Annotated in this window: 30 protein-coding genes; 18 read left to right on the forward strand and 12 right to left on the reverse strand. The window is 52.0% G+C overall.

All coding sequences use genetic code 11. The features are described 5' to 3' along the window. Positions 1-2: 2 nt before the first annotated feature. The 3 genes from cysK to ACZ5PT_RS07605 all read right to left on the reverse strand — a co-directional run bounded on the left by cysK (position 3) and on the right by ACZ5PT_RS07605 (position 2,372). A complete protein-coding gene (cysK, locus tag ACZ5PT_RS07595; RefSeq protein ID WP_464266211.1) occupies positions 3-923 on the reverse strand; it encodes a cysteine synthase A in 921 nt (306 codons plus the stop codon). Positions 924-995: 72 nt separating this feature from the next. After that, on the reverse strand, positions 996-1,472 hold the full coding sequence (locus ACZ5PT_RS07600) for an RrF2 family transcriptional regulator (RefSeq protein WP_464266212.1): 477 nt from the start codon (positions 1,470-1,472) through the stop codon (positions 996-998). A 168-nt stretch (positions 1,473-1,640) separates the two neighbouring features. Further along, the gene (locus ACZ5PT_RS07605) at positions 1,641-2,372 is read right to left on the reverse strand and encodes a DUF1847 domain-containing protein (RefSeq protein ID WP_464266213.1); all 732 of its coding nucleotides are present in this window, start codon (positions 2,370-2,372) and stop codon (positions 1,641-1,643) included. A gap of 130 nt (positions 2,373-2,502) precedes the next feature. Here ACZ5PT_RS07605 and ACZ5PT_RS07610 point away from each other — a divergent pair, with 130 nt between their 5' ends. Together ACZ5PT_RS07610 and ACZ5PT_RS07615 are read left to right on the forward strand one after the other, a co-directional pair. Continuing rightward, on the forward strand, positions 2,503-2,649 hold the full coding sequence (locus ACZ5PT_RS07610; RefSeq protein ID WP_464266214.1) for a hypothetical protein: 147 nt from the start codon (positions 2,503-2,505) through the stop codon (positions 2,647-2,649). Between the two features lie 73 nt (positions 2,650-2,722). Further along, the gene (locus tag ACZ5PT_RS07615; protein ID WP_464266215.1) at positions 2,723-3,130 is read left to right on the forward strand and encodes an acyl-CoA thioesterase; all 408 of its coding nucleotides are present in this window, start codon (positions 2,723-2,725) and stop codon (positions 3,128-3,130) included. Between the two features lie 11 nt (positions 3,131-3,141). Here ACZ5PT_RS07615 and ACZ5PT_RS07620 read toward each other — a convergent pair whose 3' ends face one another. The 4 genes from ACZ5PT_RS07620 to djlA all read right to left on the reverse strand — a co-directional run bounded on the left by ACZ5PT_RS07620 (position 3,142) and on the right by djlA (position 8,157). Next, complete coding sequence (locus ACZ5PT_RS07620; RefSeq protein ID WP_464266216.1) at positions 3,142-3,963, reverse strand: CvfB family protein; 822 nt, start codon at positions 3,961-3,963, stop codon at positions 3,142-3,144. A gap of 81 nt (positions 3,964-4,044) precedes the next feature. Continuing rightward, complete coding sequence (locus ACZ5PT_RS07625; protein WP_464266217.1) at positions 4,045-5,274, reverse strand: MFS transporter; 1,230 nt, start codon at positions 5,272-5,274, stop codon at positions 4,045-4,047. A 393-nt stretch (positions 5,275-5,667) separates the two neighbouring features. Beyond that, on the reverse strand, positions 5,668-7,314 hold the full coding sequence (gene pgi / locus ACZ5PT_RS07630) for a glucose-6-phosphate isomerase (RefSeq protein WP_464266218.1): 1,647 nt from the start codon (positions 7,312-7,314) through the stop codon (positions 5,668-5,670). Positions 7,315-7,392: 78 nt separating this feature from the next. Beyond that, positions 7,393-8,157 carry a co-chaperone DjlA gene (gene djlA / locus ACZ5PT_RS07635; RefSeq protein WP_464266219.1) on the reverse strand — a complete coding sequence of 255 codons (765 nt, stop codon included), beginning with the start codon at positions 8,155-8,157 and terminating at the stop codon, positions 7,393-7,395. A gap of 172 nt (positions 8,158-8,329) precedes the next feature. Here djlA and ACZ5PT_RS07640 point away from each other — a divergent pair, with 172 nt between their 5' ends. Further along, positions 8,330-8,965, forward strand: a complete 636-nt coding sequence (locus tag ACZ5PT_RS07640; protein WP_464266220.1) for a lysophospholipid acyltransferase family protein — start codon at positions 8,330-8,332, stop codon at positions 8,963-8,965. On the opposite strand, the gene ACZ5PT_RS07645 is transcribed toward ACZ5PT_RS07640, so the two are convergent. Continuing rightward, entirely contained in the window at positions 8,959-9,510 is a 552-nt protein-coding gene (locus ACZ5PT_RS07645) for a PepSY-associated TM helix domain-containing protein (RefSeq protein ID WP_464266221.1), read from the reverse strand. The two genes, ACZ5PT_RS07640 and ACZ5PT_RS07645, sit on opposite strands and share 7 nt — an antisense overlap. An 8-nt stretch (positions 9,511-9,518) precedes the next feature. After that, positions 9,519-9,992, reverse strand: coding sequence for a DUF4920 domain-containing protein (locus tag ACZ5PT_RS07650; protein WP_464266222.1), 474 nt, complete (start codon positions 9,990-9,992; stop codon positions 9,519-9,521). Between the two features lie 237 nt (positions 9,993-10,229). Between ACZ5PT_RS07650 and ACZ5PT_RS07655 the strand changes: the two genes are divergently transcribed. After that, positions 10,230-10,439, forward strand: coding sequence for a GSU3473 family protein (locus tag ACZ5PT_RS07655; RefSeq protein WP_464266223.1), 210 nt, complete (start codon positions 10,230-10,232; stop codon positions 10,437-10,439). An 83-nt stretch (positions 10,440-10,522) separates the two neighbouring features. On the opposite strand, the gene ACZ5PT_RS07660 is transcribed toward ACZ5PT_RS07655, so the two are convergent. Next, on the reverse strand, positions 10,523-10,663 hold the full coding sequence (locus ACZ5PT_RS07660; RefSeq protein ID WP_464266224.1) for a hypothetical protein: 141 nt from the start codon (positions 10,661-10,663) through the stop codon (positions 10,523-10,525). A gap of 313 nt (positions 10,664-10,976) precedes the next feature. On the opposite strand from ACZ5PT_RS07660, the gene ACZ5PT_RS07665 reads away from it, so the two are divergent. The 12 genes from ACZ5PT_RS07665 (at position 10,977) to ACZ5PT_RS07720 (ending at position 21,888) form a co-directional block, all read left to right on the forward strand. Further along, complete coding sequence (locus ACZ5PT_RS07665; protein ID WP_464266225.1) at positions 10,977-11,948, forward strand: GGDEF domain-containing response regulator; 972 nt, start codon at positions 10,977-10,979, stop codon at positions 11,946-11,948. A 47-nt stretch (positions 11,949-11,995) separates the two neighbouring features. Beyond that, positions 11,996-13,015, forward strand: coding sequence for a low-specificity L-threonine aldolase (gene ltaE / locus ACZ5PT_RS07670; protein ID WP_464266226.1), 1,020 nt, complete (start codon positions 11,996-11,998; stop codon positions 13,013-13,015). 52 nt (positions 13,016-13,067) lie between these two features. Continuing rightward, positions 13,068-13,550, forward strand: a complete 483-nt coding sequence (locus ACZ5PT_RS07675; RefSeq protein ID WP_464266227.1) for a DUF5710 domain-containing protein — start codon at positions 13,068-13,070, stop codon at positions 13,548-13,550. Positions 13,551-13,611: 61 nt separating this feature from the next. Further along, positions 13,612-14,085: a hypothetical protein gene (locus ACZ5PT_RS07680; protein ID WP_464266228.1), complete on the forward strand. Its 474-nt coding sequence runs from the start codon at positions 13,612-13,614 to the stop codon at positions 14,083-14,085. Positions 14,086-14,144: 59 nt separating this feature from the next. Then, positions 14,145-14,657, forward strand: coding sequence for a DUF2058 domain-containing protein (locus tag ACZ5PT_RS07685; RefSeq protein WP_464266229.1), 513 nt, complete (start codon positions 14,145-14,147; stop codon positions 14,655-14,657). 53 nt (positions 14,658-14,710) lie between these two features. Beyond that, complete coding sequence (locus ACZ5PT_RS07690) at positions 14,711-15,187, forward strand: hypothetical protein (protein WP_464266230.1); 477 nt, start codon at positions 14,711-14,713, stop codon at positions 15,185-15,187. 330 nt (positions 15,188-15,517) lie between these two features. Next, positions 15,518-16,327: an NAD(+)--dinitrogen-reductase ADP-D-ribosyltransferase gene (locus tag ACZ5PT_RS07695; RefSeq protein WP_464266231.1), complete on the forward strand. Its 810-nt coding sequence runs from the start codon at positions 15,518-15,520 to the stop codon at positions 16,325-16,327. A gap of 3 nt (positions 16,328-16,330) precedes the next feature. After that, on the forward strand, positions 16,331-17,662 hold the full coding sequence (gene draG, locus ACZ5PT_RS07700) for an ADP-ribosyl-[dinitrogen reductase] hydrolase (protein ID WP_464266232.1): 1,332 nt from the start codon (positions 16,331-16,333) through the stop codon (positions 17,660-17,662). 75 nt (positions 17,663-17,737) lie between these two features. Continuing rightward, positions 17,738-17,980, forward strand: coding sequence for a hypothetical protein (locus ACZ5PT_RS07705; protein WP_464266233.1), 243 nt, complete (start codon positions 17,738-17,740; stop codon positions 17,978-17,980). A gap of 5 nt (positions 17,981-17,985) precedes the next feature. Next, positions 17,986-18,294 carry a hypothetical protein gene (locus ACZ5PT_RS07710; RefSeq protein WP_464266234.1) on the forward strand — a complete coding sequence of 103 codons (309 nt, stop codon included), beginning with the start codon at positions 17,986-17,988 and terminating at the stop codon, positions 18,292-18,294. Positions 18,295-18,297: 3 nt separating this feature from the next. Continuing rightward, entirely contained in the window at positions 18,298-18,741 is a 444-nt protein-coding gene (locus ACZ5PT_RS07715) for an FKBP-type peptidyl-prolyl cis-trans isomerase (protein ID WP_464266235.1), read from the forward strand. A gap of 165 nt (positions 18,742-18,906) precedes the next feature. After that, positions 18,907-21,888, forward strand: a complete 2,982-nt coding sequence (locus ACZ5PT_RS07720) for a hybrid sensor histidine kinase/response regulator (RefSeq protein WP_464266236.1) — start codon at positions 18,907-18,909, stop codon at positions 21,886-21,888. A 31-nt stretch (positions 21,889-21,919) separates the two neighbouring features. Here the strand turns inward: ACZ5PT_RS07720 and ACZ5PT_RS07725 are convergent, their stop codons facing one another. After that, entirely contained in the window at positions 21,920-22,540 is a 621-nt protein-coding gene (locus tag ACZ5PT_RS07725) for a TetR/AcrR family transcriptional regulator (protein ID WP_464266237.1), read from the reverse strand. A 157-nt stretch (positions 22,541-22,697) separates the two neighbouring features. Here ACZ5PT_RS07725 and ACZ5PT_RS07730 point away from each other — a divergent pair, with 157 nt between their 5' ends. After that, positions 22,698-23,615, forward strand: coding sequence for a DMT family transporter (locus ACZ5PT_RS07730; protein WP_464266238.1), 918 nt, complete (start codon positions 22,698-22,700; stop codon positions 23,613-23,615). A gap of 104 nt (positions 23,616-23,719) precedes the next feature. Here the strand turns inward: ACZ5PT_RS07730 and ACZ5PT_RS07735 are convergent, their stop codons facing one another. Further along, positions 23,720-24,679 carry a TAXI family TRAP transporter solute-binding subunit gene (locus ACZ5PT_RS07735; RefSeq protein WP_464266239.1) on the reverse strand — a complete coding sequence of 320 codons (960 nt, stop codon included), beginning with the start codon at positions 24,677-24,679 and terminating at the stop codon, positions 23,720-23,722. A gap of 241 nt (positions 24,680-24,920) precedes the next feature. Between ACZ5PT_RS07735 and ACZ5PT_RS07740 the strand changes: the two genes are divergently transcribed. Continuing rightward, on the forward strand, positions 24,921-25,979 hold the full coding sequence (locus ACZ5PT_RS07740) for an SPOR domain-containing protein (RefSeq protein WP_464266240.1): 1,059 nt from the start codon (positions 24,921-24,923) through the stop codon (positions 25,977-25,979). Positions 25,980-26,340 lie beyond the last annotated feature (361 nt).

Below are 26,340 nucleotides of genomic sequence, written 5' to 3' on the forward strand. Positions count from 1 at the left end.
TATCAGTCGAAGATCCCGGTTGAGAGGTAGCGCTCGCCAGAGTCGCAGATAATCGTGACCACGTTCTGCCCGGCATCCATCTGTCTGGCTAATTTAGCTGCGACAAAAACGTTGGCCCCCGATGAAACGCCACAGAGCAGGCCTTCCCGGCGAGCCAGCGCCCTGGTCATGCGGATGGCGTCATCGTCAGTGACGGTGATGACTTGATCGTAGCACTCCATATCGAGGATTTCCGGGACAAAACCGGCACCGATCCCCTGTATTTTGTGCGGTCCGGCATCGCCTCCGGTGAGGGTCGCCGAGTTGGTTGGTTCGATGGCAACGATTTTGACTTGGCTGTTTTGTTTGCGCAGGCAACGACCAACCCCGGTGATGGTTCCTCCGGTACCGACTCCGGCAACAAACATATCGACTTTGTTGTTCAGCGCGGCAAGAATTTCAGGGCCGGTGGTTTCTTCGTGGACTTGTGGATTTGCCGGATTGACGAACTGCTGCGGCATGAAGGCCGGTTTCGTTTTGGCCAGTTCGGTGGCTTTTTTGATCGCCCCGCGCATCCCTTGAGAACCAGGGGTCAGAATCAGCTCCGCTCCGAAGGCACTGAACAGGCGACAGCGTTCCTGACTCATCGTTTCCGGCATGGTGAGAACCAGCTGATAACCTTTGATCGCCGCGACCATGGCCAAACCAATGCCAGTGTTGCCGCTGGTCGGTTCAACAATAGTCATGCCTGGGGAGAGCAACCCCTTCTTCTCGGCGTCTTCAATCATCGCCAAGGCAATGCGATCCTTGATGCTGCCGCCGGGATTGGTGCTTTCGAGTTTGCCCCACAACGTCGCGCCATCCGGTGTACACAGCGTTGTCAACTTTACTAAAGGGGTGTTCCCAATCTGTCCAAGTGGGCTGTTACTGATTGCTTGTGGCATGGTACCTCCTCACTGCTGGCAAATAGCAGTTCCCCGACTGAAACGGCCTGCTAAAAAGCAGGCCATCCAACATTAAATGAAATACATGAAGCGGTGGTCCAGCTCTTTTTCCAGGCCCATCTCTTTACCCTGATCACACAGGTCCTTCAGGGAAATAGAATCGAAGTAATCGCCGAGGAGCTGGCTGCCCTTGGCCCAGAGATGCTGGGTCAGGCATTGATTGTCAAAATCACAGGCCGGTGATTTCTCACCTTTTTTACGCCGGTTTTTGACGCAATCGACGAGCTGCAATTCACCTTCTGCGGCTAACACGATGTGCTTGACGGTGATCTCGACGGCCGGTTTGGCTAAGCTGTAGCCACCCTGCGGGCCACGGCGACTTTTCAACAGGCCGGCTTTTTTCAGGTCTTGGAAAATCTGCTCAAGATAGCGGGGCGAGATATTTTGTCGTCGGGAGATGTCTTTGATTTGCGCTGGCAGGGTTCCAGCATGGTAGGCCATATCGAACATGGCACGTACGCCATAACGGCTTTTTGTTGAAAGTTTCATCTGCTAATTTCCTCCGTAAGGTTGCTTGTTTATAAATATAAGAATCTCTACCGGCGCTGTCAAGAATAAAACGCACAAATTGCTGGGGAACGACAGTTCGGTGACGCTAGTTCAGTGGGTGGCTATTTTATCGCTGCATCCAGGAGAGAACACGTTGTTGTTGTGAAATCAGTTTTTGTCCGGTTTGATGACCGGTAGTTTCTGCAGCCGTTTGTAGTAAAAATTTTGCCCGTAGAGAACCGCAACCGGATTATGGCCAGTGACACGGTCTTTAACCACCAAGGTGGAGACCGGTGCTTTGGAATATTTAGCAAACAGCATATCGTGACCAACGCAAAGTCCGACGATCAAGTTCATATCGGTTTCCGCTTTGTTGAGCAGTTCCGCCTGGGCGATCGGATTACAGGCTGGCTCAAAGGTGTTCGGGCGAACTTTTTCTGTTTCCTTCAGGCCGAGTTCGAGTTTGTCGACACTGCCCGACTTGCAGCAGACCGAAAACGGCTTCAGATCCTGGGCGGTGAGGATTTCTGTCAGACGGTTGGTTTCGTCAAGCAGGCCGATGCAGGTGGCGATGCCGATCTTTTGATATCCCATTAATTTAGCCAGGGCGATGGTGTCCTCAACCCGAGTCCAGCGGGCATTGACCGCATCGCTGCCGGGTATCGGCTGGTAGCAAAGCCCTTCTACCTGGGCGGCCACTTTAGCCAACCGGGCATCTTCGTCATCGCCAAGATAACGATTGAAGCTGTTGCTGATAATTTCCTGCTCGTTTTCGCCAGGGCAGTAAGCTGGGGCTGTCGGGCCCTGGTCGGGCTCGCTCCAGCAACTGGTGGTCCCCCGCTTCTGCCAGATCTGACTGCAGTTGGAGCAGCACAGATCGTTCTTCAGCTCTTTACTCATGTGGCATCCTTTTGATTCATGTTAAGCGGAACCCGACTGTGGTGCTGTGATGAGGTGGCCATGGTATACTCATACTCAACAGTAGAAAAGGAGTTTTTCTGCAAAGAGTTCCCGGAAGGGAGGAATCGCCATGAAAGAACTTGGCTGTAGCGTCTGTGGGCATGTATTTGCTGAGGATAAATTATTGACCCGCGAAGACACCGGTGAGAAGGTGTGTGAAGAATGCTCGGGGCTGTTGGCAAACGAAGATCTGAGCTGCGTTCACGACGAATGGTAAGTTGTTTTTCTCCCTTGGCTGTGGCTAGATAACAGCACGAAATGAGGTTGCCACCGCTTGAGGGAGTTTTGCGATGAAAGAGTACCAGTATCGGCTTGAATTTAAGGTGCGGGATTATGAATGTGATCTGCAGGGGGTGGTGAACAATGCCGTATATCAGAACTACCTTGAGCATTGTCGGCATGAATTCATCAAGCAGTTGGGGCTTGATTTCGCCGAACTGGCGCAGCGCGGACTTAACCTAGTGGTGATTCATGCTGAGCTGGAATATAAGCGGCCACTGCGCAGTGGTGATCGTTTTTGGGTCGGGCTGATTCTCGAGCGGATCTCGCCGTTACGCTACCGCTTTCGGCAGGATATATTTGTACAGCCGGACAATAAACTGGTGCTCAAAGGGTGGGTCACTGGTACCGGTGTCAACGCCAAGGGGCGACCAGAGCTGCCTGCAGAAATTACCGCAGCCCTGGCTGATCTGGCCTGATACCCCCATCTTTATTTAAGCAGCCGAACCCCATTGTCGGTCAATTCGACGCGCCCATCCTTGTAGAGTCCACCCAGAGCCTTTTTGAACTGTTTCTTGCTCAGGCCGAGTTGTTCGCGGATCTGTTCCGGTGGGCTTTGGTCATGAAGTGGCAGAAATCCCTCCGGCTCCAAAGCCTTAAGGATCACTTCGCGGGCATCGGTTATTCCGGCGGCACCGGGGCGGCGCAGGGAAATATCGATGCGCTGATCTTCCCTGATGCGCAGGACATAGCCTTTGTGCCAGTCGCCGCGTTTGAGGCCGGCCGGCACCTCGTCGCGGTAAAGCAGCGCTTCATAGTAATTGTTGACGATCACTTTGGCGCCCAGGTCGGTAAAAGCCCAGACCAGAAGGTCAACTTCATCCCCTTCTTTGAGATCCCGATTTTCCTTAACCAGAAACTTTTCCAGGCGGGCCGAGGCGATCGGGCGGTCTTGCTGATCGTGGCAGATGTAGACCAGGTAGCGGCGGCCTTCGAGCATCTTCTGTGGTTGTTCGCTAAATGGCGAGAGAATATCTTTATCCAGTCCCCAGTCGAGAAAGGCGCCGTGTGGTCCGATGCTGGTGACTTTGAGCATGGCAAACTGGTCGGCTTCGGCAAGCGGCTCCTGGGTGGTGGCGGCGAGCTGGTTGTTGCGATCCAGGTAAACAAAAACGTCAAGCGTGACACCGGTGGTTAAATCACCAGGACATTCGCGGCGTGGCAGCAGGATGGTTTGCTCCTCTGTTTCCAGCCAGGCCCCTTGTGGATCAATATTATGCACGGTCAATTGATAGTGATAGCCGGGCAGCATGCGATTCTCCTTCGGTGATAATAAACTGCTTTATTGGGTACAAAAAAGCGCACCATAGCACAGGAGGAGTTTGTCAGCCAGCTATTCGGCAGCAGCAGAAATCTGTCGTTTTAGCCTGCGGCTGCAGAGATATCCGAGCAGGCAGATCAGCGCCAAAGAGATCAAGAACCCATGCCAACCAAGGTGCCGATAGATCAGCCCCGGAGCAAAGGAGCCGAACGCCCCACCCGAATAATAGAAGGCGACATACAGCCCGTTTGTCAGGCCGCGATTGTCGTCATCGGCCAGCCGGTTAACCAATCCAGAGGCGGTGGTATGGACCAGAAACATCGCGGCACAAAACAGGAACATGGTACTGAACAGCAGCCAGATCTGCCCGGTGGCCAGTCCGAGCAGGGTTATGCCGAAGGCCAAAAGTCCCAGCTGGATGGCGCGCGCCTCGCCTTTTAGCCAGCGGCATAGCGCCGGGGCGCCGAGAGAAGTCACGATGCCCATGGTGTAGCCGGAATACATCAGGCCGATGCGCAGTTCACTGGCCTGGTCGCTGAGTTCGATAAGCCGAAACGGCAGATAATTCATCACCGCGGCAAAGACAAAAAACAGGCAGAAGACCGTCAGGTAGATCGGTAGAAATGCAGGTTTCTGCAGGGTTTTCAGCAGGGCTTTGGGGTGCGGTCGGGTTAAGTTGAGGTTGGCTGTTTCCGGCAACCGATAGAGCAGGGCGGAACCGATCAGTAAGCTGATGGCCAGCAGGATAAAGCTGTATTGCCAGCCGAGCCAACTGGCGATCAGGCCGGACGTTGCCCGGCCGATAAAACCGCCGAAGATGGTCGCGGCGATATAGATCGACATGGTGCGGGTAATGGTCTCGCGACTGGAATTCTGTGAGAGGTAGGTCATCAGTGCGGTCAGGATCGCCGGAATCAACAGCCCCTGCAGCAGGCGGATCGACAGGAGCAGCGGGAAGCTGCTGGTTGCGGCGAACAGCAGTTCGGTGACCGCCAGCAGTGGAACCGCTAATTTAAGAACCCGGGTCGCCGAGATCGATTCCAGCAGGTAGCCGTAGAGCAGCGGCGCGATGGCCAGCGGAATAAAGGTGACGGTCGTTAATGCCGCGGCGGCTTCGCGGCTGACAGCGAACTGCTGACTGATGGTCGGCAGAAGCGGTTGCGGGGCGTAAAGCGCCGACAGGGCGAGGATGGTATTGAATAAAATTGGCAGCATCTGGCGAGACCGAAAGCTGCTTTTGAGCCGGGTCATAGTGGTTTGCTGCTCCCTTTGGATATCTGGAGTAGAAATGCTCATTTTCATTTAATCCGGCTCATTCGAGGCGATGTGTCAACATAGCAATGAGCGTACCGATCTTCTTTAACTTTCGACCGGGGAAAAGTCAAAGATTAGAAAGGTTCCAGTTGGGTAAGTTTTGACTCGACCGTTAAGTCGTTGAAAGCCTTATTGTTTAATCCGTTGCATAATAATCGTGCAAAAAGGAGAAAGTGCTGTTATTTCACCCGCTCAATTGCTGGGAATGGTGGTTGTAAAAAGGTTATCAACAGTCCCTGTGTATAACTGCTTGAGGTTTACTATTAAAAAAACTATCCGGCTGAAATGATTGCAAAAACGATTTTTGGTCGGGGTCTCCAGGCCGCGCTTTTTTTAATAAAAAAACGCCACAGCAAGCAAACCACTTTGCGCTGACTGAGGTTATTTACCAGACCGTTGACGATAGTCATTGATCAGTTGGTTGGTTGATGAATCGTGTCCAGCGATAGTGGTCTTGTCACTGAGCTCCGGGAGGATTTTTTTTGCCAGCTGCTTGCCCAGTTCAACGCCCCATTGGTCAAAGGGATTGATGTCCCAGATTGCTCCCTGGGTGAAGATTTTATGCTCGTAGCTGGCGATCAGGGCGCCGAGTGTTTTTGGCGTCAGCTTCTGGAACAAGAAGGAACTGCTCGGCCGGTTGCCGGGGAAGACCTTGTGCGGTAGCAGTTGTTCAATCCGTTCGCTGCTTAGTCCATCGGCGACCATTTCCGCGCGTGCTTCATCCGCAGTTTTTCCGCTCATCAAGGCTTCTGGTTGGGCAAAAAAGTTTGCCAGCAGCAGTTGGTGGTGATCACCCAAGGGATGGTGGCTTTCGATCGGTGCGAGAAAGTCGGCTGGTACCAGTTTTGTCCCCTGATGGATCAGCTGATAAAAGGCATGTTGGCCGTTGGTGCCTGGCTCACCCCAGATGATCGGTCCGGTAGAATAGTCGACCGGTTCCCCGCAGAGGCTGACCCGCTTGCCGCTGCTTTCCATATCGCCCTGCTGGAAATAGGCGGGAAAACGATGCAACGATTGATCGTAGGGCAGAATGACGTGACTGTCCGCACCCCAGAAATTGTTGTACCAGATGCCGAGCAGGCCCATCAGCACGGGCATGTTTGCTTCGAAGGGGGCGCTGCGGAAATGCTCATCAACCTGATGGGCGCCACTGAGCAGTTCTTCAAATTGCTCCATGCCGATATAGAGCGCAATCGACAGGCCGATGGCTGACCAGAGCGAATAGCGACCGCCGACCCAATCCCAGAATTCGAACATGTTGTCAGCATCGATACCGAAGCGGGTGACCTGTTCGGTATTGGTGGAAATGGCGACAAAATGGCTGGCAACAGCGGCCTCATCCTGAAATTCGTCAAGCAACCAGCGGCGCGCCGAGTGGGCGTTGGCAAGTGTTTCCTGAGTGGTGAAGGTTTTTGAGGCAATCAGAAACAGGGTGCTTTGTGGGTCGAGATCTTTCAGTGTTTCGCTGATATGGGTGGCGTCGACGTTGGAGACGAAATGCACCCGCAATTGCGGGTGCCCGTACGGTTTTAATGCCTCGGTGACCATCAGCGGGCCGAGGTCTGAACCGCCGATACCGATATTGACAATATCGGTGACCGCCACGCCGCTGAAGCCGAGCCACTGACCGCTACGCACTTGCTGGCAAAAGCGGCGCATTTTTTCGAGCACGGCATTAACCAGCGGCATCACATCCTGGCCATCAACCATGATCGGCCGATTACTGCGGTTACGCAGCGCAATGTGCAGCACCGCGCGGTGCTCGGTGCGATTGATCTTCTCCCCGGCGAACATCTGCTCGATCTTCTCTGTCAGCTGACATTGGTGAGCCAACTCGATCAGTAATTGCAGCGTTTGTTCGGTGAGGCGATGCTTGGAATAATCAAAGAGGATGTCATTAAAGCGCAGAGAAAAGCGTTTTGCACGCTGTGGGTCCTCGGCAAAAAGCTGTCGCAGGTGCTGGCTCTCAGAATTTTTCTGCTGTTCTTCCAGGGCTTTCCAGGCTGGCAACTCGGTCAATTTTGACATTTTTTTGGCCTCGCAACGAAAGAGGAGTTTTCTCTGCTGTCAACAGCATAGCAGATCGTTTGGCCGCTGGAATCTTTGCTATTTACGCGCGCTCATAATGACGCCGTAGGATTCATTGATTTCTGCCAGCCGATCGTTGGCAAATTTGATGAACTCTGGTGGCAATCCCTGGCCTTCAATCTTGTCCGGATGATATTCCGAGGCTTTCTTGCGGTAGGCTTTTTTGACCTCAGCGTTGGTTGCACTGTTGGTGACGCCGAGATTTTCGTAATGTTTGGCGATACTGACCGCTGAGGAGTGCTGGCCGACAAATCGATTACGTAACGTCTGGTAAAGGCTCTCCGGCAGGCGGAAGGCGATTTTGGCCTCCAGCAGCATCGCTTCTTCCTGGGGGTGCAGCTCACCGTCGGCCATCGCCACTTGGAACAGAAAGCTCATCATGAAACTGCACATCTGCTGATCCTGAGAAAACAGGTTGCCGAACTGACCAGCATAGTTGGCAAAAGACTCAGGACTGTTTTTCGCCTGGTTGAAGACATTGTTGGCATACTGCCGGGTTTGAGCGTCCAGTCCGAGAGCTTCTTTGGAAATTTTCTCGATGGCGGCGATTTCGTTTGGACAGACTCGTCCGTCAGCTTTGGCTAGCTTGCCGACCATCGAAAAGGCGGCGGTAAAGAAAATCGTCTGCCGTTGTTGGCTCTGGTTGAAACCGCCAACTCCACCCTGTGGCAGGGTTTGATTGCCGCCCATGCCAGCGCCGATCGCCGCGCCGATAATTGCTCCAAACGGGCCGGCGACCATTGCGCCGAGTCCACCACCGATAACTCCAGATAACCAACCCATAATCTTTATCCTTATGTGTAAATTGTTTTTTGTTGAAGAGTGAACAAGTTGAGAAGCAACATAATGCGCGATGTTCCTGCCTGTCGCAAGAATATTGTCGCTAAAACAGTTGTGATTGCCAGACGCGCGGCTCTGCTATAGAATTCGCAAAATGCAAAAAAGGAGATCTATTTTGAATGTTTCTTTTGTTCGCCGCTGTTGGGTGATGTTCACCGCCGCAATTTTCGCTCTCTATGGACACTGCTTAAACCGCCTCAAGGTTGTTGGCACTGAGCATCTGCCCGAGGAGGGTGGGGTGCTGTTGGCGGCCAATCATATTTCAGAATATGACACAATCTTTCTGCCGATTGCGGTGCTGCGCCGGCACCCTTTTCAAATGGTCTGGGCACCGGCCAAAGAGGAACTGTTTCAAAATCGTTTCCTTAGCGTGTTATTTCGCTCATGGGGGGCTTTCCCGGTTAAGCGGGGGCGCGATGTGCGGGCGGGCAAGCAGTTGGGAGACCTTCTGCAAAGCGAAAAAATAATGCTCTTTCCCGAAGGGACGCGCAACAAGGATGGCCAGTTGGGCAAGGGCAATCGCGGTGTTGGGAAATTGATTTATGACCACCGACCGGTGGTTATCCCCACCTCTTTAACCGGTCTCAATAGTTGGACGTTTCCCGGTTTCGGACAGCGCGGAATGATCCGTTTCGGTGCACCGCTTGATTTTTCCGACCTGTTTGAGTTGGACGACTGCAAGGCCACCCACCTGCAGATTGTCGAACGCCTGATGGCGGCGATTGCTGCTGGCTTGGACGCCGGTCAGTAGTAAATCACCAGAAATAAGAGCGGCAGCAACACTCCCGCAACCGTCAGCAGCAGTCCCCGTTTTTTCAAACCGCTCTTTTTCGAAATCATCAACAGACCGCTGCCCGCCAGCAAAAATAGCGCCCCGGCGTAAACGTCTGCCACCCAGGTCCAGGCTTTTTTCGGATGGTTGAGGTGCAGGTAGTTGAGTGGGTACCAAAAAGGTCGCCGCTTGGCGATCTCGTGTTTGACCTTGCCGCTCGGCAGGTGGACGCGAATGATGCGCTTTTCGATGTAGATCCAAAGATTGTCCGCATCAGGTTGAAAGGCGTTTTCATGCGCGCCCCGTTCACCGAGTTGCTGCAAAATCCCCGGGATAATCGCCGGGTTGATGACTCCGCTTGGCAGCGGGGTTACCTGCGCCTCAATCCGCTCAATTACATAGTTCGGATTCCAGTCGGCAATATGGTTGACGGCGATCCCTGAAAGAGCATAAATCAGCGTCAGACCGATGCAGAGAAAGCCGAGATCGCGATGAACGGCATAGTTCCACTTGCGCCAGTTCATAGCCGGTTTTACAGCCCTTCGATTTCGGCGCCGAGGCCGCGCAGTTGATAGATCGTCTCGCCCGCTGTAACCGTTGCCGGGTCAAAACTTTCGCCGCGTTCTTCGGCGTAGTGCTGCTGTCGCTCAATGACTTGCTGACGGCTGAGGACAAATTTTTCCACCACTCCTTCAACGGTTCCCCGTTTGCCCCGAGCTTCAAGCGGAAAGACGATCTTGCCGTCGACAACCTTGACGCGGATTTTTTCAAACGGTTTATCGCCCGTTATGTAGAGCCAGCAGCCGCGACTTTCACAAACATCGACAATCAGGCCTTGCAGTTGCACTTTCTGGCCAACGAAAGGCTCTGGATTTTGCAGAATCTGCGTCAAGGTGGTGGTTTGTTTGAGGGTTAAGCCGGCGCCGAATGATTTTGCCAGCGCGGGCGAGCTGAACAGGACAAGAATCGCTAACAGGATAAAGGTGATTTGCTGGGTGTGCTTCATGTCTTAACTCCTATATGAGAATTGTTGGCATTCTCGAATAGTTTGTCGACAAAGTCAATTGTTGTCTGGGCTTAATTTTTGCTTCAATGGGAGCCTGCGTGTCGTCGCATAGTTGTTCGATATGTATCGCTAAATGGCTAATAAATAGAGATAAGACGCGTTGGCTGGCTTGAAAAATAGTGAAAAAGTTGTAGTCTTTAAATCCCAGATGAGCAACAAATGGAAAGGAGTTTAACGATGGCATTTTTCAGGCGCAGCACAAAAATCAATGTGGTCTATAAAAATGGTGTTAAAGACCGGATCAGCCCGGCTTTGCTAGGGACACTGATTGATTCAAAGCAGATTGATCAGTTTGAACGAGGTGACGGCTGGGCCAGGGTTGGCCTTGATCCAATTCGTGGAGCAGGGGGGATTGGCTTTGATGGCGGTGAACGTCGTCTGCAGTAACCCCACGCTGTTTTTCCGCGCGAGCGGTGCTATTCGTTGATTTGGACCTACCGCTTCAGTTGCCGTGTGCGCGCCTGCTGGTTCTACCAGCGGGCGCCGGGCTGGCTGATTGGGTGTTGGTACTTGCTTTTATTATCGACCTGCGATCCCAGATAGTGGATACCGAGGATAATCGCAGTAGCGAGAATGAGCAGTACGATCAACATAATGATATTTTTTGTCATGTCCATAAATTCCTCGACCGATGCTGATGGAAGCTCTTTCGTACCTCTCTTATCGGCCAACATGTTGATTAAGTTTAATCTTTAGGGAGACTGCTCGTGAATTTTAGCAGTTAAGGGGACTGCATTCAATCTGAGTGTCCTCCCCTTACGGGTAGAGTCGATCGCTTATTCCTTGGCTTTTTACACCTCGTCTGCGCTAAAATCATCCAATATTTCCAGAGTATTAGATTAGTTTTTTTGCGAAGTCATTTACTTTTTCAAGGGCGATGCTGATGCCCTTCGAATTCTGTCGGTGTCTCTGCTGGAGTTGTTGATGATTTCTGCTGACAAAGAACGGATTCTGGTTGCCGACGCCGATGTCCTGAGCATGGCGACGACCATTGGAGTATTAAAAGATGATTATCGGGTTACGACGGCAAAGTCAGCCGCCGATCTCTTTAAGCAGTTGAAAAAATTTGCCGTGAATATGATCATTCTTGACACAAGATTGCCCGATATGGATGGTTTTGAACTCTGTCGGCGACTTAAAAGCGATGAATTGAGCAAAGATCTGCCGGTGGTTTTTATCTCTGCGCAGAACCAGGTTGCAGCCGAGGAAAAAGGTTTTGCTGCCGGAGCGGTCGAATATATCAGCAAGCCGTTGAACGCACCGACAGTCAAGGCGCGGATAAAAAATCAACTCAAACTTTGTCGCGCCATCAAGGAATTACAGCGCTTGAATCGACTGGCGCTGGATGCCAACCCCAATACCGGTCTGCCGGGCAATACAAGCATCCTCAGTGAATTGCAGCGGATTGTTGCCGATGGCGACGATGCGTGCGTCATTTACGCCGATCTGGATAATTTTAAGGCTTATAACGATAGCTACGGTTTTGCCCAAGGGGACAATATCCTCAGCTTTACGGCCAATGTTATCCGCGTTGCCATGCAACTGAACGGTTGCGCGGAATCTTTTTTGGGGCATATCGGCGGGGATGATTTCGTTTTGGTTCTGCCGGCGGAAAAACAGTCTGCGGTGGCCGCAGAGATCATCCGGCGGATTGATCAGGGGGTCGCGGAGTTTTATTCCAAGGAGGATCTGGAACGAAACTACGTCGTGGCGATCGATCGCGAAGGAAAAGAACGGCGGCATCCTCTGGTCTGTCTCAGCATGGGGGCGGTCGATTTATCCAAGCGTAAGGTGGCCACCGCCTTTGAGGTGATTGATGTCTGTACCGAAACGAAAACCGCAGCGAAAAAATGTCCGGGAAGTAATATTGTCGTTGACCAGCGCAGTCCCGGTTAAATTGTTGGGCTTTCGACTACTGCGGGCTGTCTCTTTGCGGGGAACTGATGAAAAAAATTGATTTGCGCAGTGACACGGTCACTCTGCCGAGTATGGCCATGCGGCAGGCGATGGCTCATGCCGAGGTCGGAGACGATGTTTACGGCGAAGATCCCACCGTCAACCGTTTGGAAGCACTGGTCGTGGAAATGACCGGCACTGATGCCGCCCTGTTTGTGCCGAGCGGGACCCAGGCGAATCTGCTCGCCCTGTTGGCCCATTGCCAGCGCGGCGATGAATATATCGCCGGCCAACAGGCGCATAATTACCGTTACGAAGGCGGCGGTGCGGCGGTCCTTGGTGGCATTCAGCCCCAGCCGCTTGAGTTCTCCGCCGACGGTAGCCTCGATCTAGCGCTGGTCAAAAGCTACCTCAAACCGGCAGATTCCCACTATGCCCGTACCACGCTACTCAGTCTGGAGAACACTCAGGCCGGCAAAGCTCTGTCGATGGGTTATTTGCAGCAAGCAAGAGATTTCGCCGATAGTCAGGGACTGGGGTTGCATCTGGATGGAGCCCGGGCCTTTAATGCCGCAGTTTATCACCAGCGCTCCATTGCCGACATCGTACGCCCCTTCGATAGTGTCTCCCTTTGTCTTTCCAAGGGGTTGGGCGCTCCTGTTGGTTCTGTTCTGGCTGGGCGCAAGGAGTTGCTGGAAAAGGCCCGTCGCTGGCGTAAAGTGGTCGGCGGTGGTATGCGCCAGGCCGGGATTTTGGCGGCGGCCGGAATTTATGCGTTGCAGAACAATATCCAGCGGCTCAAGGAAGATCATCAGAATGCCGCTTTTTTGGCACAGCAACTAAAGACGATTGATGCGCTCAATGTGCGTTATGAAGAGCGTCAGACCAATATGCTGTTCCTCGATCTACCCGCAGCGCAGGGTGATGCGTTAAAAATCTATTTGTCGCAGCAACAGATCTTGATCGGTTGCGGACAAACGGTCCGTTTGGTGACCCATCTGGATGTCACGGCAGAGGATATTGCTCGGGTCGTTGAGTCGGTGAGAAAGTTCTTTCAGGGACCGTAGGCCTTTTGTCGGTTTGGCTGAAGATGTCGATTTTTAAGGAAAAGAGCAGGCGATGTTAACTCCCAATATTGTTATTCTGAACCAGGTGGCACACTATCTGGTGGAATACCCGCAAGATAAAAGCAAAATTCGGAAATTGGTGGTGGCCAGCGGTACCTGCAATGCGGTTCCATTTGAGGCGACAGCAAAAAACGATCCCGATTTTTCCACCACTCTGGACCTATTTCGCGGCGATGGTGGGCAATTTTCGAAGCTGGAGTTTCAATCGGTTCAACGGCAACTCAAGATGGCAAAACCGACGGAAAGCTTTGATCTGCGCGCCGACCCTGAGACCAAGGGCTATGGTTATTTTTATGATCAGATGTGCGAAAAATATTATGGCAAAAAAGTTTTCCTGCAGGTTCCGTTTAACCGTAAGGACGAGGCGAAAGGGCTTGGCGCTAAATGGGATGGTGTGGCGAAGAAGTGGTTTGTTTTTGCCGAGTCTCCCGAACTGCGACGGTTGGAGGAGCGTTTCCGGCGGGATGAATCTTAGCCATGAACCACTTGACCTTCAGCCCTGCTGAAGAGGAGCTTTCAGCTATGGAGTCGCAACGTTGAGTAAAGAGAAGGATTCCCGCGCCGCCGAGCTACAGCGCGAACTGCGCGCCAAGCAGAAATTCAGCGTCGCCGGGGCCATCGGGCGTGCTGGTAGTGGACTGATGAAGGGGGAATCTCCCGTTTCTCCACAAGAACAGGCGATCATCCAGCTAACGCAGTGGATCGACCAGCATACCGCGGATTCTTCGGGAGCGTTGAAGTCGCTGTTGCGCCGCCGGATACGGGATAACCAGCTGTTGCTGGATCGTCACATGGAAAAGCCCCATGCGGCGTTGCGGGAGATGATCGATAGCCTCCTGGCCAGTGATTACCGGCTACAGGAATTTGTCCGTCAGGTTGATGTGCGCTGGGGAGAATTATATCAGCAGCGCCCGCTGTTTCAGTCTGCGGGGAAAGCCGCTGATCCTGCCGATGAGTACACCTACGAGTCCGTGCGTCACGCCCTTGTGCAGCTGCGGGAAAAACTTTAACAGTCGGGTGTGAATTCGCCTTTACCGGCAAAAATCAAATAAATATTTTGGAGTTATCGATGGGACTTTCCATACAGGAACAGCTACTTAAAGCTGGGATGGTAAACAAAAAACAGGTTAAACAGGCCGTACACGAAAAGCGCGTAGAAAACAAAAAGAAAAAAAAGGGGCAGGGGGGCGCTGCAGACAGCAGTGCCAAGCTACGCCTGCAGCAGCAACAGGCCGAGCAGGCGAAGCAGGACCTGGAATTAAACGAACAGCGCAACCAACAGGCGCAACGCAAAGCTGATTTGGCGGCCGCGAAGCAGCTGATCGAAACCAATCGTCTTCCGGTTGAAGAGGGCGATGTTGTCTATCATTATGTTGACGCAGGGCAGATAAAGCGAATTTCAGTCGACCCGGATGTTGCTGATAAACTCTCCCGGGGGCGGCTGGGACTGGCCCGCTACAACAACGATTTTGTCCTGCTCGCTGCGGAAACGGTGGAAAAGGTTCTGCAACGGGATGGGGGTTCGATTCTGGCTTATAATGATCCGACCCAGGTAGAGGATGATTATCCGACCGATTGGTAATTCGTTGCGGCACAGCGCCGCAACGATTTGAAATGCTCTGAACTGGAGGAACCATGTATATCCTCGAAATATTCTTCAAACGTCGCAAGTTTATGAAGATTTTTGACGCGGCCTGGAAGGTGATCGGCAACAACATTTCCATGTCGCAGCATGCCGCCGAACCTAGCGACCCGCAGCTCGAACTGTTTCATTTTTCTGCGGTTTTTTACTGCTGCGTCTATCAGGCGGCATTATCTGCCGGTATGAGCAGCAGTTCGGCGCACTATCTGGCCAGAATTCAGACCCGCAAAAATAACATTGATAAAGCGATTGTCGCTGCATCAGAAGAGGTCTTTGCCGCTCCTGATGACGAAAGGCTCAAGGCCTATGGGACGACTTTGACTTGCCACATTGAGCCGATTGTAGCTGCCGTTTCGGGTTCCGACGCTGCGGTTGATGACGCTGAATTTAAAACTTCGCTGGGTGAACTTTATCAGTACTTTCAGCAGCGTGGATTTTCTGCCGCAGAGTTGTTCGGCGTAGATAGTTAGCGCGGACGCAAGGAATATTATGAAGGTCTTTATTCTGCTTGGTCTCCTGCCTCCATCGTTCCTATGAGCAAATCCCGCCAGATATCTTCTTTTTCATTTTGAGGCTTATTTTTTGTCCATCGTGGTTTAGCTCTGTATAAAAAAGGAACATTTTTAAACGGCTAAATGCCCATTTGATGAAATAAAGTGGCATTTTCCGTATGGCACGAAGCCTGCACAATAGCTTTGTGTTTTTTATCAATTCGTAAAGTTTTAATTTTTACCTTCAGCGAAGGGCAACGGCGCCCTTAACTCTTTGAATTTTTGAGTTAAGAGCGCCTTTTTTATTGGATGGATGTAAATAAAATGGACGCCAACCCGCTTAACTACTGCAACCTGTCGCCATGGGCGATTGCGTCGAGAAGTTACAACCAAAATCCGTTACCGATAGAAATTCAAGGGGTGCACTGCGCTGGCAAGCCATTATTTTCCAAACTGGAGACTATCGCTGACCCGCTGCAGCGTGGACAAATTTTTCACGATTTTATGGATGTCCGGTTTCAACTGCATCAGTGGGAAGATCAGGCGTCACGCAGTAGCCGTAAGGCGCTGAAAAACAGTTATCTGCGTTTTTTGCGTGGTTGGCTGTTCGACAGTAATTCGATCGAGGGAGCGGTGTTGAAGGGTTGGGTTGAATCACGCCTCGGCTTGCCACCACTTTTTCACCACGAACCGATTGAGGATATTCATTCCGAAGCCTATTTCCTCTACACGGTGGAGAAGATGAAAGGGTCGGCCCGCACCAGCGCCATTTTGCGGCAGCTCGATCTGCTTTACGAGTTTGTGCAGTACGAGTTCAAGCGGCAGCGAACCGGGCAGACACATTTAACCCTCTATCGTGGCATCAACGATTTTGCGGAACATCAGGTGTTGGAACAGTTGGATAAGCATCACTATCTGCTGCGCTTGAACAACCTCAATTCATTTACTGACGATTTCGAACGCGCCTGGGAGTTTGGCAGCCGGGTGCTGAAAGCTGAGGTTCCACTGAGTAAGATTTTTTTCTGCGGCGGACTGTTGCCGAAATCTCTGCTTAAGGGTGAAGGCGAGTATCTGGTGATCGGCGGTGAGTTCGACGTCGAAGTCATGATAGGGGGCTGAGCGATGCGTTGCGAGGAACTCAACAGTAAAGCGAAAGCGGTTTTTCTCGGCGTTGCCCTTGGTGATGCGCTGGGCGCAACGACAGAGTTCATGACTCCGGCGGAGATCAAGGGGCAATACAAGGTTCATAATAAGATTCGCGGTGGCGGCTGGTTGGGATTGAAACCGGGTCATGTCACTGATGACACCGAGATGTCACTGGCGATCGCTCATGCTCTGATTGACGCCGGAGCGTGGGATTTGTCCGGCATTGCCGGAAACTTTCTCGACTGGATGCGCAGTAAACCGATCGATATCGGCGCGACGGTACGCAAAGGCATCCGTGAGTACATGCGTAACGGTACGCTGGAGATGCCGCCTAACGAGTGGGATGCTGGTAACGGTGCGGCGATGCGGATGGCCCCGGTGGCGCTGTTTACCCTCGGGGATGATCGGCTGTTGCGCCGCTGTACCTTGGAACAGGCCCGGTTGACGCACAATCATCCGCTTTCTGATGCGGGCTGTATCACTCTGGGGCGGATGACGCAGGCGGCGATGCTCGGTGCCGACCGGTTTCAGCTGCATGCCATGGCCCGTGAACTGATCGCCGCGTATCCGACCTTCAAGTTTAACAATTACAAAGGCCTCGCTTCCGGATACGTGGTCGATACCCTGCAGACGGTCTTTCATTACTTTTTTGCCACTGCAAGTTTTGAGGAATGCCTGATCGGTGTGGTCAATCAGGGAGGCGACGCGGATACCACCGGGGCTATTGCCGGGATGCTGGCTGGCGCTTTTTACGGTTACGATTCGCTGCCGAAGGCCTGGCTTAAAAAGTTGGACAAGGATGTCCGCATCGAAGTCGAACAGGTCTGTGAGCGGTTAGTCGATCTCAGTCCCTGGGTTGCGGAGGATGCGCATATCCAGGAACTCTCCGGAAACCTCTGGGAATATCACAATCAGGGCTACGTGGTGGCGATCACCACCAACGGCAAACTGGCGCGCAGCGGTAAAAATGTGATGGCCCGTGGCACGGCCAAACAGGCTGCCGAGCGGTTTCCTGATTTACCACAACTGCTCGGAGAAAAAATTGCCCGTGACGGCAATCATGTCCATGAACTGCCGGAGGGGCTGGTCAGCTTCCCGGTCGAACACACCCCGTGGGAAGTGCCCGACCTGCAGCTGATTGAACAATCAAGTCGAGAATTACGCAAACTCGTCGATCAGCGTGGCTGGGAAAAGGTGATCGTCCCGCGCCCCGGCTGTGGTGGCGGCGGACTCAGTTGGGGGGATGTGCGGCCGCTACTTGCACCTCACTTTGATGAAAGATTTCGCGTCATTAAAGCCGCAGGTTAGGAAGAGACGGATTGATAAAGCCATTTCATCATTTATGTAAGCGTTGAATCTTTAGCTCTGGAAAGGAATCGAGAGATGACAGCACAAGTAGAAAAACTGACCGTTAACCAAGTCGCGATAGCGATGCAAACCACCTCAATGAGCGTCATGATGCATATCAAGCGCGGACTGTTGCCCGGCGAGGAGATCGCGGGCGCCTGGTACGTGCCGGCCAATGCTCTGGCAAGTTATCTGAGCGAAGCCGGTGGTGCCGTTCACGGCAGTCTTTGCACAAGCAAAAGTCACTGTGGGCAGGGCTGCTCATCAAGTTGTGGCTGATCACCATGGGCATTGCAATCAAACCCTCAGATTTGTATTACCGTTACCCGCGCAACAAAGAGACTCGCGAAGAGCCGAAATTTTCCGGCAATCCTGATTCTAGTCTCTTTGATCGGTACGATCTTTACGAAGTGGTGCCGATGTATGAGGCGGTGATGGATGCGCTGGGAAATGACGAGCAGGATGTGTTGCAAAAAATGGAAGAGGTTCTCAATAACGAAGTTCCCGCCTTTGTCCAGACCCGCGAGGAAATGTACGATTGCTTGCTGATGGTCATGCAGGGGCTGCTCGGGATAGAAGCAGCGAAGGAGTAAAAGATGACAGTTGCGCAAACCGGTGACCGGGTCACCATTCACTATATTGGCACCCTCGATAACGGTCATATTTTCGATAGTGCCGACGATGACAGGCCGCTCAGTTTTACCATCGGTCGGGGAGAGGTTTTCCCGGCTTTGGAAGAAGCGATTGTGGGGATGACGGTCGGTGCCGCGAATAATATTGAAATCCCGGCAGAGCAAGCTTTTGGGCCACATCACAAAGAGAATATGGTCAAGGTGCTACGCAGCCAGTTTCCACAAGAGCGTGAACTGCGGATCGGCGAGAAGCTTTCTCTGGCTTTTGCCGACGGTGAAGAGCGGGTCATGCGGGTGATCAAGGATGAAAACGACGAGGTAACCCTTGATGGAAATCATCAACTGGCCGGGTTGGATCTGACCTTTGCTTTGCAGTTGATCCGCATTGGGGTTGGGGCTAGCAACTAACAGAGTCGCACATGCGGAAAGATTTGCGTCGCACCAATAACAGGTGCGGCGTTTTTATTGGCCAATTGTTTAGCCGGTTACCTGAGTTTCTAGGCGCGAAGAGGTGAATTTAAGCCTTTGGATGATACACTGTTGTGAGTGTATTAATGCCGGAGGTGGGTAGGGATGAAATCATTTAACCTGGGATCAATAAGCAGAAATCTGGGCTTTCTGGTCCTGCTTGCCGTATTGCCCGCCTTGGGCCTCGTGCTTTACACCGGCATGGAGCAGCGGCGTACTTCTATCGAAGCCGCCAAACAGGATGTTCTTCTGCTGACCCACACAATGGCTGAAGCGCAGAAAAACATTACCCGGTCCTCTCGGCAAATTCTTTCCACCTTGGCCCTGCTGCCTGAAATTCAGAACTTGGCGGTCCAGGCAAGTTCCGAAATATTTGCTGCCGTGCTGGAGAAAAATCCTGAACATCACAATCTCGTGTTAACTGATCTGGACGGAAAGGTCTTAGCAGCGGGGAGGGCTTTTTCGGGCGTAAGTCTGGCGGATCGTAAGCACGTCCGCGAGGCCTTGGAGAGCAAAGACTTCGCGGTTGGTGAATATATCCTCACCAGGGTTGGAGCTTCGGTTCCGGTATTGCCCTTTGCTTATCCGGTGCTGGATAAAAATGGTCGGACTAAGGGTGTTTTAACCACCGTCGTCAAGCTGACCCGTTTCTCTAGTTTTTATGACGGGAGCTCTTTGCCAGTAAAATCCTTTGTCGCCATAACCGACCACCAGGGCACCCGCCTATTCTACTATCCTCCCAAAGAAAATACCAATCCGGTTGGTCAGTCGATCAAGGCGGGGACGTGGGAACTCGCCAGCAATGCACAAGAACCGAGGATCTTCACTCGGGAAGGTTCTGATGGCGTGCGGCGGATATTTGCTTTTGAGCAAGTTCGACTTACTCCTGAAGCAACTCCTTATGTCTACGTCTGGGCGGGGATACCTGAAAACAGCATTCTTGCTCCTGCCGACGCCGTCCTGATCAGGAACGTGCTGATCATGATATTGGCGACGCTGTTAGCCCTGTTTGTTTCCTGGCTGCTGGGCAAAAGCACCCTCATCTCGCCCATTACCGATCTTGTGGCCATGACGCGTAAAATTGCCGCGGGAGACCTTGAGTTTCTTAGTGCGCAGGCTGACAAACCAGATGAGATTGGCACGCTGACCCGGGCGTTTCACGATATGGCCGAAGCACTGCTTGTGGGGCAGACGGCCCTGCGGGAGAATGAAGCACGTTTTCGGCTGATTATGGATAGTCTCGATGCCCTCGTTTATGTCGCCGATTTAAACACCTATGAAGTATTGTTTATCAATGCGTTCGGGCGCAAAGAGCACGGGGATATTGTCGGCAAAATTTGTTGGCAAAGCGTACAGAACAATCAAAGTGGCCCTTGCTCCTTCTGTTCCAATCAGCATCTTTTGGACGCGGATGGTCAGCCAGGTGAGATCTACATCTGGGAGCATCAAAATGAAGTCACCGGCCATTGGTACTACATCCATGACCGGGCGATAAAATGGATTGATGGACGTATCGTTCGGCTTGAAATTGCCACAGATATTACCGAACGAAAATTGACCGAAACCAAACTGGCTGATGAAACAGAGCGCCTGGCGGTGACACTGAGGAGTATCGGTGATGGTGTCATCACCACCGATACGCAAGGGCGGGTCATCCTGATCAACCCGGTTGCTGAAACCTTGACCGGTTGGGACAGCGATGAGGCCGCTGGTCGACCAATAAATGAGGTTTTTAATGTCGTTAATGGCGCGACAAGGCAACCCTGCGACAGCCCGCTGGGAAAAGTTTTTACTGCTGACGAAATTATCGCTCTGGCCGATTACAGGGTCTTGATTGCTAAAAATGGGCCGGAAAGAAGTATCTCCTATCGTGGCGCGCCGATAAGGGATAAAGCTGGTGAGGTTATCGGTGTTGTCCTGGTTTTCAGGGACATCACCGCGCAGCTCCGCACTGACCAGGAACTGATCAAAGTAAAAAAACTTGAATCGATCGGTGTTCTTGCTGGTGGCATCGCCCATGATTTTAACAATATTCTGGCCGCCATTCTGGGCAATATTGATTTGTCTCTGCGGGATGCCAACCTCAGCGAAAGAACGCAGAGACTTCTCACCCAGGCGCTAAACGCATCATATCGTGCCCGGGATTTAACCCAGCAGCTTCTCACCTTCGCCAAGGGCGGCCAACCGATTAAAGAAACCGCCTCTCTTGCTGAGGTGGTCAAAGATTCCGCCGATTTTATTCTCCGCGGGGATCAGGTCGCTTGTCGCTATCATTGTTGCGATGATCTCTGGCTGGTTGATATCGATAAAGGGCAGATAAGTCAGGTTGTCCAAAATATTATTCTTAATGCCAGCCATGCCATGCCGGCCGGAGGGATCATCGAGGTCTCATGTGAAAATGTCAGCAGTAAAAATTCTATGGGCATTCCCTTGGCCAAGACCGTCAACTGCGTAAAACTGACCATAAAGGACACCGGTATTGGGATTCCGGCAAATGCATTGGATAAGATTTTCGATCCGTATTTTTCAACCAAGCAGCAGGGCAGCGGTCTTGGCCTGGCCATTGCCCACTCGATTGTCAGCAAACATGGTGGCTCCATTTCCGTGCAATCCACCCCGGGGATTGGGACAATCTTCAGTGTTTATCTGCCGGCCTCTTTGCATCAGTCCATTCCTCTCGCAGAGTCTGGGAATGCAGATTTTGGCAGGAGAAAAGCCAGAATCATGGTGATGGATGATGAAGAGCTGGTAAGGACGCTGGCTGAGGAAATGCTCAGTGAAATAGGGCACGAGATTCTGCTCGCCACAGACGGCATGGAAGCGGTGCAGATTTATCAACAGGCAATGGAAAGTGGTTCTCCCATTGATTTGATCATCATGGATCTGACCATCCCCGGAGGGATGGGTGGAAAAGAAGCCGTGCGGAAAATTCTAGCGATAGACGCGGACGCAAAGGTGATTGTTTCCAGCGGTTATTCAAATGATCCTGCCATGGCAAATTTTGCAGGTTACGGGTTCTGTGCCGCCCTGGTAAAGCCATATCAGTTCAATGACATTACCTGGTTGATCGGGCAGGTCCTAAATTGATGTCGTCCGGAGTGAGATTTTTTTCAGCAGACTAGGAATTTCGCCTGGAGTCGAACTCCGGGAAAAAACTGGAAAGAAAGGCCATGCAGGCATTAACGGCATCTTTAGGCGCAAGACAGTCTGGCGATATCAAATAGTTGACCCAGAAACCGTCGATCATCGAAGTCAGGGTGACCGCAATCGCCTTCAAGCTCATCCCATTGATGCTCTCGTTCCCTCCGGACATCTGACGTATCACGCCTTCCACCTCGGCCTCGTACTCGCGGTCAATGTTCGCACATATCTCCAGATAGGTCTGTCGGTGCGGGGTAACCCCCCAGAAGGCCATCCAGACCGCCAGTTTTTTATGCTCGGCGATCGGTGGGCTGAGTAGGGTCTCGACCAGGGTTCGCAAGCGCACAGCCGGACTCTCGTTGTGATCGGCCATAGCTTCCCGCCAGGCCTGTTCATGCTCCTGATAGAGCATCCGCAGCGCTTCGAGCATCAGTTGCTCTTTGGTTTCGAAATGAAAATTGCAGATCCCCCGCGACAGGCCGGTCCGCTCGGCGACTTTGGCTAGGGTGACCCCGGCAAGACCTTCCCCGGCAATGATGTCGATGGTGGCGTTGAGCAGCTTTCGCCGGGTGATCTGTTTTTGTTCTGAGCGACTCATGGGCTGTTTCTGGGGCGACATAGGCGGCTTCCGGATTTGGTTTGAGATGGCTGCTGACGACACAGCTTGACGTTAACACTGAACGGACGTATAGTCAATCCAGGTTAACTGAATGGCCGTACAGTCAGTATGGTCTGTTGCCTTACGGAGTTTTGTCATGAGTACCACCAAGTTAGCCACCCTCGGAGTTCTGTTTACCGCTTTTATCTGGGGAGTCGAATTTGTCCTGATCCACAATGCGATTGCCATCTTGGAGCCGCACAGCTTCAATGTTGTGCGTTTCGGCATTGCGAGCCTGTTTGTCTGGCTCTGTCTGCTGTTTTGGAAAACGCGAAGCGGCTTTAATCGCCGCATGATTTGGCATGGTGGCCTGTTGGGGCTGCTGCTCTATCTGGGTTTTTCCCTGCAGACCTTCGGGCTGCTTTACACCAGTGTCTCCAATTGCGCCTTTATCACCAGTTTGAATGTGGTGTTGGTGCCAATCATGGCCTTATTTGTGCTTGGCGATCGCCCCAGATTGTTGACGCTGGTCGGAGTATTCGTCGCTGCTGCTGGGCTCTACCTGCTGACAGCTGCAGGCGCTGAGGCCATCAACATCGGCGACCTGCTGACGCTCGTCTGTGCTGTTATGTTTGCCCTGCACATCGTTTACACCGGCAAGTACAGCCGGCAGCATGAAACTCTGCATCTGATCCTGGTGCAGCTCTTGACAGTGACCATCTTCAGTCTTGGCTCGGCGCTGCTTTTTGAAGATTGGTCACGGTTGTTGGATGTCAAGGTTGTCGGTAACCCGGATGTTTTGTTCGCCGGTTTTTTTGCCGCAATATTGGGCACCGGGCTGGCGATTCTGCTTCAGACTCTGGCCCAGGTGCACTTGAGTTCCACGCGAGTGGCTTTAATCTATTCTTTAGAGCCGGTTTTTGCCGCTCTGACCGCCTTTCTAGTTTTGAATGAGCAATTGCCCGCTGCTGCCGGGCTTGGTGCGGGGATGATTCTGGCCGGTATTCTTCTGGCGGAATTGCCACTGCCAGGAACCAAAAAAATGTTGTTTGCCGAAGGGAATGAAGGGGCCTAGCAGGGGCACCGAGTATTTATTGTTTACTTTGAGTTTTTCGCTTGGAATCCGTGATGTCGCCATAACCAAACTATTGGTCAATTTTATCTGATGTGACTTGTGGTTTATTTGAGCACTCCACGTTCGCGCCAGAACTTTTCCGCCTCCGGATGCAGGGGAATCTGAATTCCCAGCAGCCCTTTCTGCAGAGTCAGCTCTTTGCCGGTCGGATGAACAGTACGCATCTGCTGCATCCCTTCCGGGCTGAACAACATTCTCAGGGTGGTGGCGATCAGCTGTGGATCGGTATTCGGGTGAGCGACCAGCAAGGTGTTGTCCTGAAAGCTGTCGATGGGATGCAGTTGACCGAGATATGTATCAGCCGGGATGCGGACCCTGGAGTAGAAGGGGTATTTAAGGAGGAAATCACTCTGATCGGCCAGTTCGGACAAATCGATCAAGCGTAGCGGGTGGTTGCGATTGTTTTTTACAATCGAAGCACTTGGCGCCCCGACCAGTTGCCAGACCGCTTGCGCGCGTCTGCTAATCAGCTCCTCCATGGCCAGATCATAGCCCATGTGCAGCGGGGTTATTTCATCCCAGAGCATCAGAATGCGAAAATAGCGTTCAGCGCTGTGGGCTGCACCCGAGCCAGAACTGCCGATTGCAACCCGACGGTTGGCCAGGTCTTCCGGTGTTTTAATGATGCTGTCGTTTAAAACCACGAGCTGTGCAGTCGAACCATAGATGCGGGCCAAGGCCCGGACATTTGTCAGTCTGGTCGGATAATTCTCCAGTAGCCCCTGTCTGCCCAAATAAGCATCTCCAGCGTAAGTCAGGGCAAGGGCCGCTTTGCCAGCATTGACCGCTTTGAGGTTTGCGACCGAGCCGGCGGAATTGGTGGCTTTGATGTGACGTTCAGGTAGTTCCTTCCGGAGCAGTTCTGCCAAGCCTTCTGCGTAGACGATAAAAGTACCGCCCTCAGGACCACCACCCAGTAAGATCTTTTCCGGTGAAGGCCTGATGACCAGCAAAATCAGGGCCACTCCCAGAAATAAAATTAGAGCAATAAAGGTTCGCAGCATATCTGCTCCATTTAGTTTAAGGCGGATATCAATTATACCGCAGCTTAGCGTGAAGGTGGTTGCTGATCTAATGTGGGCTGATCTGAAGGGCGACGACAATTTATAGATTTTATGTAAACTTAATGAGGCTACGTGTTTCATAATGGATTTTACGCAGTATAATTGAGAAACTCATTTGCGCTAGTTAAGCGTTATTCGCTTCAGATCTTGTAGAGCCTGCCATGAAAAAAGGAGTGGCTGTATGGCTTATTCTGTTGCAGGGAGGAATAAAGCGTGTTTTCCCATTGTGGCAACAATTGTTGTCTTCATCTTCTTTTCTGTGCCTTGTCCATCTTTTTCTGCTCAGTCAATCTACACAATTCAAATAGGAAGTTTCCTGGGTGAACATGGTTCTATGCAGGAATATGGCTCGGCCTTGAAGGTACTCAAGGAGGAGGATAGAACCTCTCTCAGGATAAGAAAGGTTGGCAAATATTATGCTGTACGGCTGGGGGTTTTTGAGCAACGTGGTGAAGAAGCCGAAAGGCTTTTTCGGAGAGTCAAAAACAGCTATCCCGGCGCCATCCTCCTGCCTGTCAATTTCAGCAAAGAAGGTCTGGTTAAAATATATGATTCAACCGCAGTCGCTGGTGCTTTGCAGTCGAAAATTGAGTTGCCCATAGCTGCTGCTGTGGGAACGTTGGATTCTGCGCCGGGTGAAGCAGTCATCTATAAGTCTGAAGTCCTTGCCGAAGATAAAGCTCTGGAGCAAGGTCATAATGCTCGCGTCACAGTTAAAGAATCACCACCATTTATTTCCGATGGCCTGCTCATCGGCTTTGCGACCATTGTCTCTCTCTTTATGTTGGAGCTATACCTTCGGAATCTAGCTCGGCTCGGCACCTTTGAGAGCCTTAAATGGATTCTAGTCGGATCCGCTGCTGCTGAGTGGAATGCAGAGAAGAAGCAGGTTGAACTGCCTGACGTGGGAGAAGAACTTCGGGTTCTCTTTGCTCCTGGACCAGAGGTTTCTTTTGTCTGCAACAATATCGGTCTTGCTGACGATCCGCTTGGAGAGCTGGGATATGACGCAGCTGTGATTGAGACTGGCGATGAGACTGAGTCTATTGTGGAAGAGACCGCTAAGAGACAACAGGAAACGCCTGAGAACGTCGCTTGCCCTCCTGTCTTACCGAGAACGATGCCCCTAAAAAGCCCGGTTGATACAGCTCCTGAAACTGAACCAAAGCCAGTAACCACAGAGAGAGAAAATCGGGTCGGGAGAGCCGTTTTGGCCGTTTCCTTCTTTGCTGAGGATTGAAACCATCTTGGCGTCGCTCATCGTTTGCTCCTCCATAAGACCTATCGCGAAGAAGAAAATGTGGCGCCGATTAAAGCCCTAATCTGACAAAAAGAGTCAGGTATCCTGATTGCATCGAAGTCAAGCACAGGTCTATTTTTTGTGCCCATTTTATGTGCATGAAAAAATGAGTGTCTTAAGTAAATATCTGGACAGACGAACTGTGCTTTTATTAATGAAGCGGAAAAACTCTTTAAAAACAGGCTAGTAAAATTTTTAATCTGATGTTGGCACAGTCTCTGCTCTTAGAACCTGCCGTAAGACGAAAGCAACTCACGACGTAGTGCGTCACTTTCGTGCAAACGGCAACGAAGCCCAAAGG

It is taken from the genome of Desulfuromusa ferrireducens (assembly GCF_055389805.1).

Coding starts and splice junctions, on each gene's coding strand:
- cysK (WP_464266211.1), bottom strand. CDS start 923: ATGCCACAAGCAATCAGTAACAGCCCACTTGGACAGATTGGGAACACC.
- ACZ5PT_RS07600 (WP_464266212.1), bottom strand. CDS start 1,472: ATGAAACTTTCAACAAAAAGCCGTTATGGCGTACGTGCCATGTTCGAT.
- ACZ5PT_RS07605 (WP_464266213.1), bottom strand. CDS start 2,372: ATGAGTAAAGAGCTGAAGAACGATCTGTGCTGCTCCAACTGCAGTCAG.
- ACZ5PT_RS07610 (WP_464266214.1), top strand. CDS start 2,503: ATGAAAGAACTTGGCTGTAGCGTCTGTGGGCATGTATTTGCTGAGGAT.
- ACZ5PT_RS07615 (WP_464266215.1), top strand. CDS start 2,723: ATGAAAGAGTACCAGTATCGGCTTGAATTTAAGGTGCGGGATTATGAA.
- ACZ5PT_RS07620 (WP_464266216.1), bottom strand. CDS start 3,963: ATGCTGCCCGGCTATCACTATCAATTGACCGTGCATAATATTGATCCA.
- ACZ5PT_RS07625 (WP_464266217.1), bottom strand. CDS start 5,274: ATGAAAATGAGCATTTCTACTCCAGATATCCAAAGGGAGCAGCAAACC.
- pgi (WP_464266218.1), bottom strand. CDS start 7,314: ATGTCAAAATTGACCGAGTTGCCAGCCTGGAAAGCCCTGGAAGAACAG.
- djlA (WP_464266219.1), bottom strand. CDS start 8,157: ATGGGTTGGTTATCTGGAGTTATCGGTGGTGGACTCGGCGCAATGGTC.
- ACZ5PT_RS07645 (WP_464266221.1), bottom strand. CDS start 9,510: ATGAACTGGCGCAAGTGGAACTATGCCGTTCATCGCGATCTCGGCTTT.
- ACZ5PT_RS07650 (WP_464266222.1), bottom strand. CDS start 9,992: ATGAAGCACACCCAGCAAATCACCTTTATCCTGTTAGCGATTCTTGTC.
- ACZ5PT_RS07655 (WP_464266223.1), top strand. CDS start 10,230: ATGGCATTTTTCAGGCGCAGCACAAAAATCAATGTGGTCTATAAAAAT.
- ACZ5PT_RS07660 (WP_464266224.1), bottom strand. CDS start 10,663: ATGACAAAAAATATCATTATGTTGATCGTACTGCTCATTCTCGCTACT.
- ACZ5PT_RS07665 (WP_464266225.1), top strand. CDS start 10,977: ATGATTTCTGCTGACAAAGAACGGATTCTGGTTGCCGACGCCGATGTC.
- ltaE (WP_464266226.1), top strand. CDS start 11,996: ATGAAAAAAATTGATTTGCGCAGTGACACGGTCACTCTGCCGAGTATG.
- ACZ5PT_RS07675 (WP_464266227.1), top strand. CDS start 13,068: ATGTTAACTCCCAATATTGTTATTCTGAACCAGGTGGCACACTATCTG.
- ACZ5PT_RS07685 (WP_464266229.1), top strand. CDS start 14,145: ATGGGACTTTCCATACAGGAACAGCTACTTAAAGCTGGGATGGTAAAC.
- ACZ5PT_RS07690 (WP_464266230.1), top strand. CDS start 14,711: ATGTATATCCTCGAAATATTCTTCAAACGTCGCAAGTTTATGAAGATT.
- ACZ5PT_RS07695 (WP_464266231.1), top strand. CDS start 15,518: ATGGATGTAAATAAAATGGACGCCAACCCGCTTAACTACTGCAACCTG.
- draG (WP_464266232.1), top strand. CDS start 16,331: ATGCGTTGCGAGGAACTCAACAGTAAAGCGAAAGCGGTTTTTCTCGGC.
- ACZ5PT_RS07705 (WP_464266233.1), top strand. CDS start 17,738: ATGACAGCACAAGTAGAAAAACTGACCGTTAACCAAGTCGCGATAGCG.
- ACZ5PT_RS07710 (WP_464266234.1), top strand. CDS start 17,986: ATGGGCATTGCAATCAAACCCTCAGATTTGTATTACCGTTACCCGCGC.
- ACZ5PT_RS07715 (WP_464266235.1), top strand. CDS start 18,298: ATGACAGTTGCGCAAACCGGTGACCGGGTCACCATTCACTATATTGGC.
- ACZ5PT_RS07720 (WP_464266236.1), top strand. CDS start 18,907: ATGAAATCATTTAACCTGGGATCAATAAGCAGAAATCTGGGCTTTCTG.
- ACZ5PT_RS07725 (WP_464266237.1), bottom strand. CDS start 22,540: ATGAGTCGCTCAGAACAAAAACAGATCACCCGGCGAAAGCTGCTCAAC.
- ACZ5PT_RS07730 (WP_464266238.1), top strand. CDS start 22,698: ATGAGTACCACCAAGTTAGCCACCCTCGGAGTTCTGTTTACCGCTTTT.
- ACZ5PT_RS07735 (WP_464266239.1), bottom strand. CDS start 24,679: ATGCTGCGAACCTTTATTGCTCTAATTTTATTTCTGGGAGTGGCCCTG.
- ACZ5PT_RS07740 (WP_464266240.1), top strand. CDS start 24,921: ATGGCTTATTCTGTTGCAGGGAGGAATAAAGCGTGTTTTCCCATTGTG.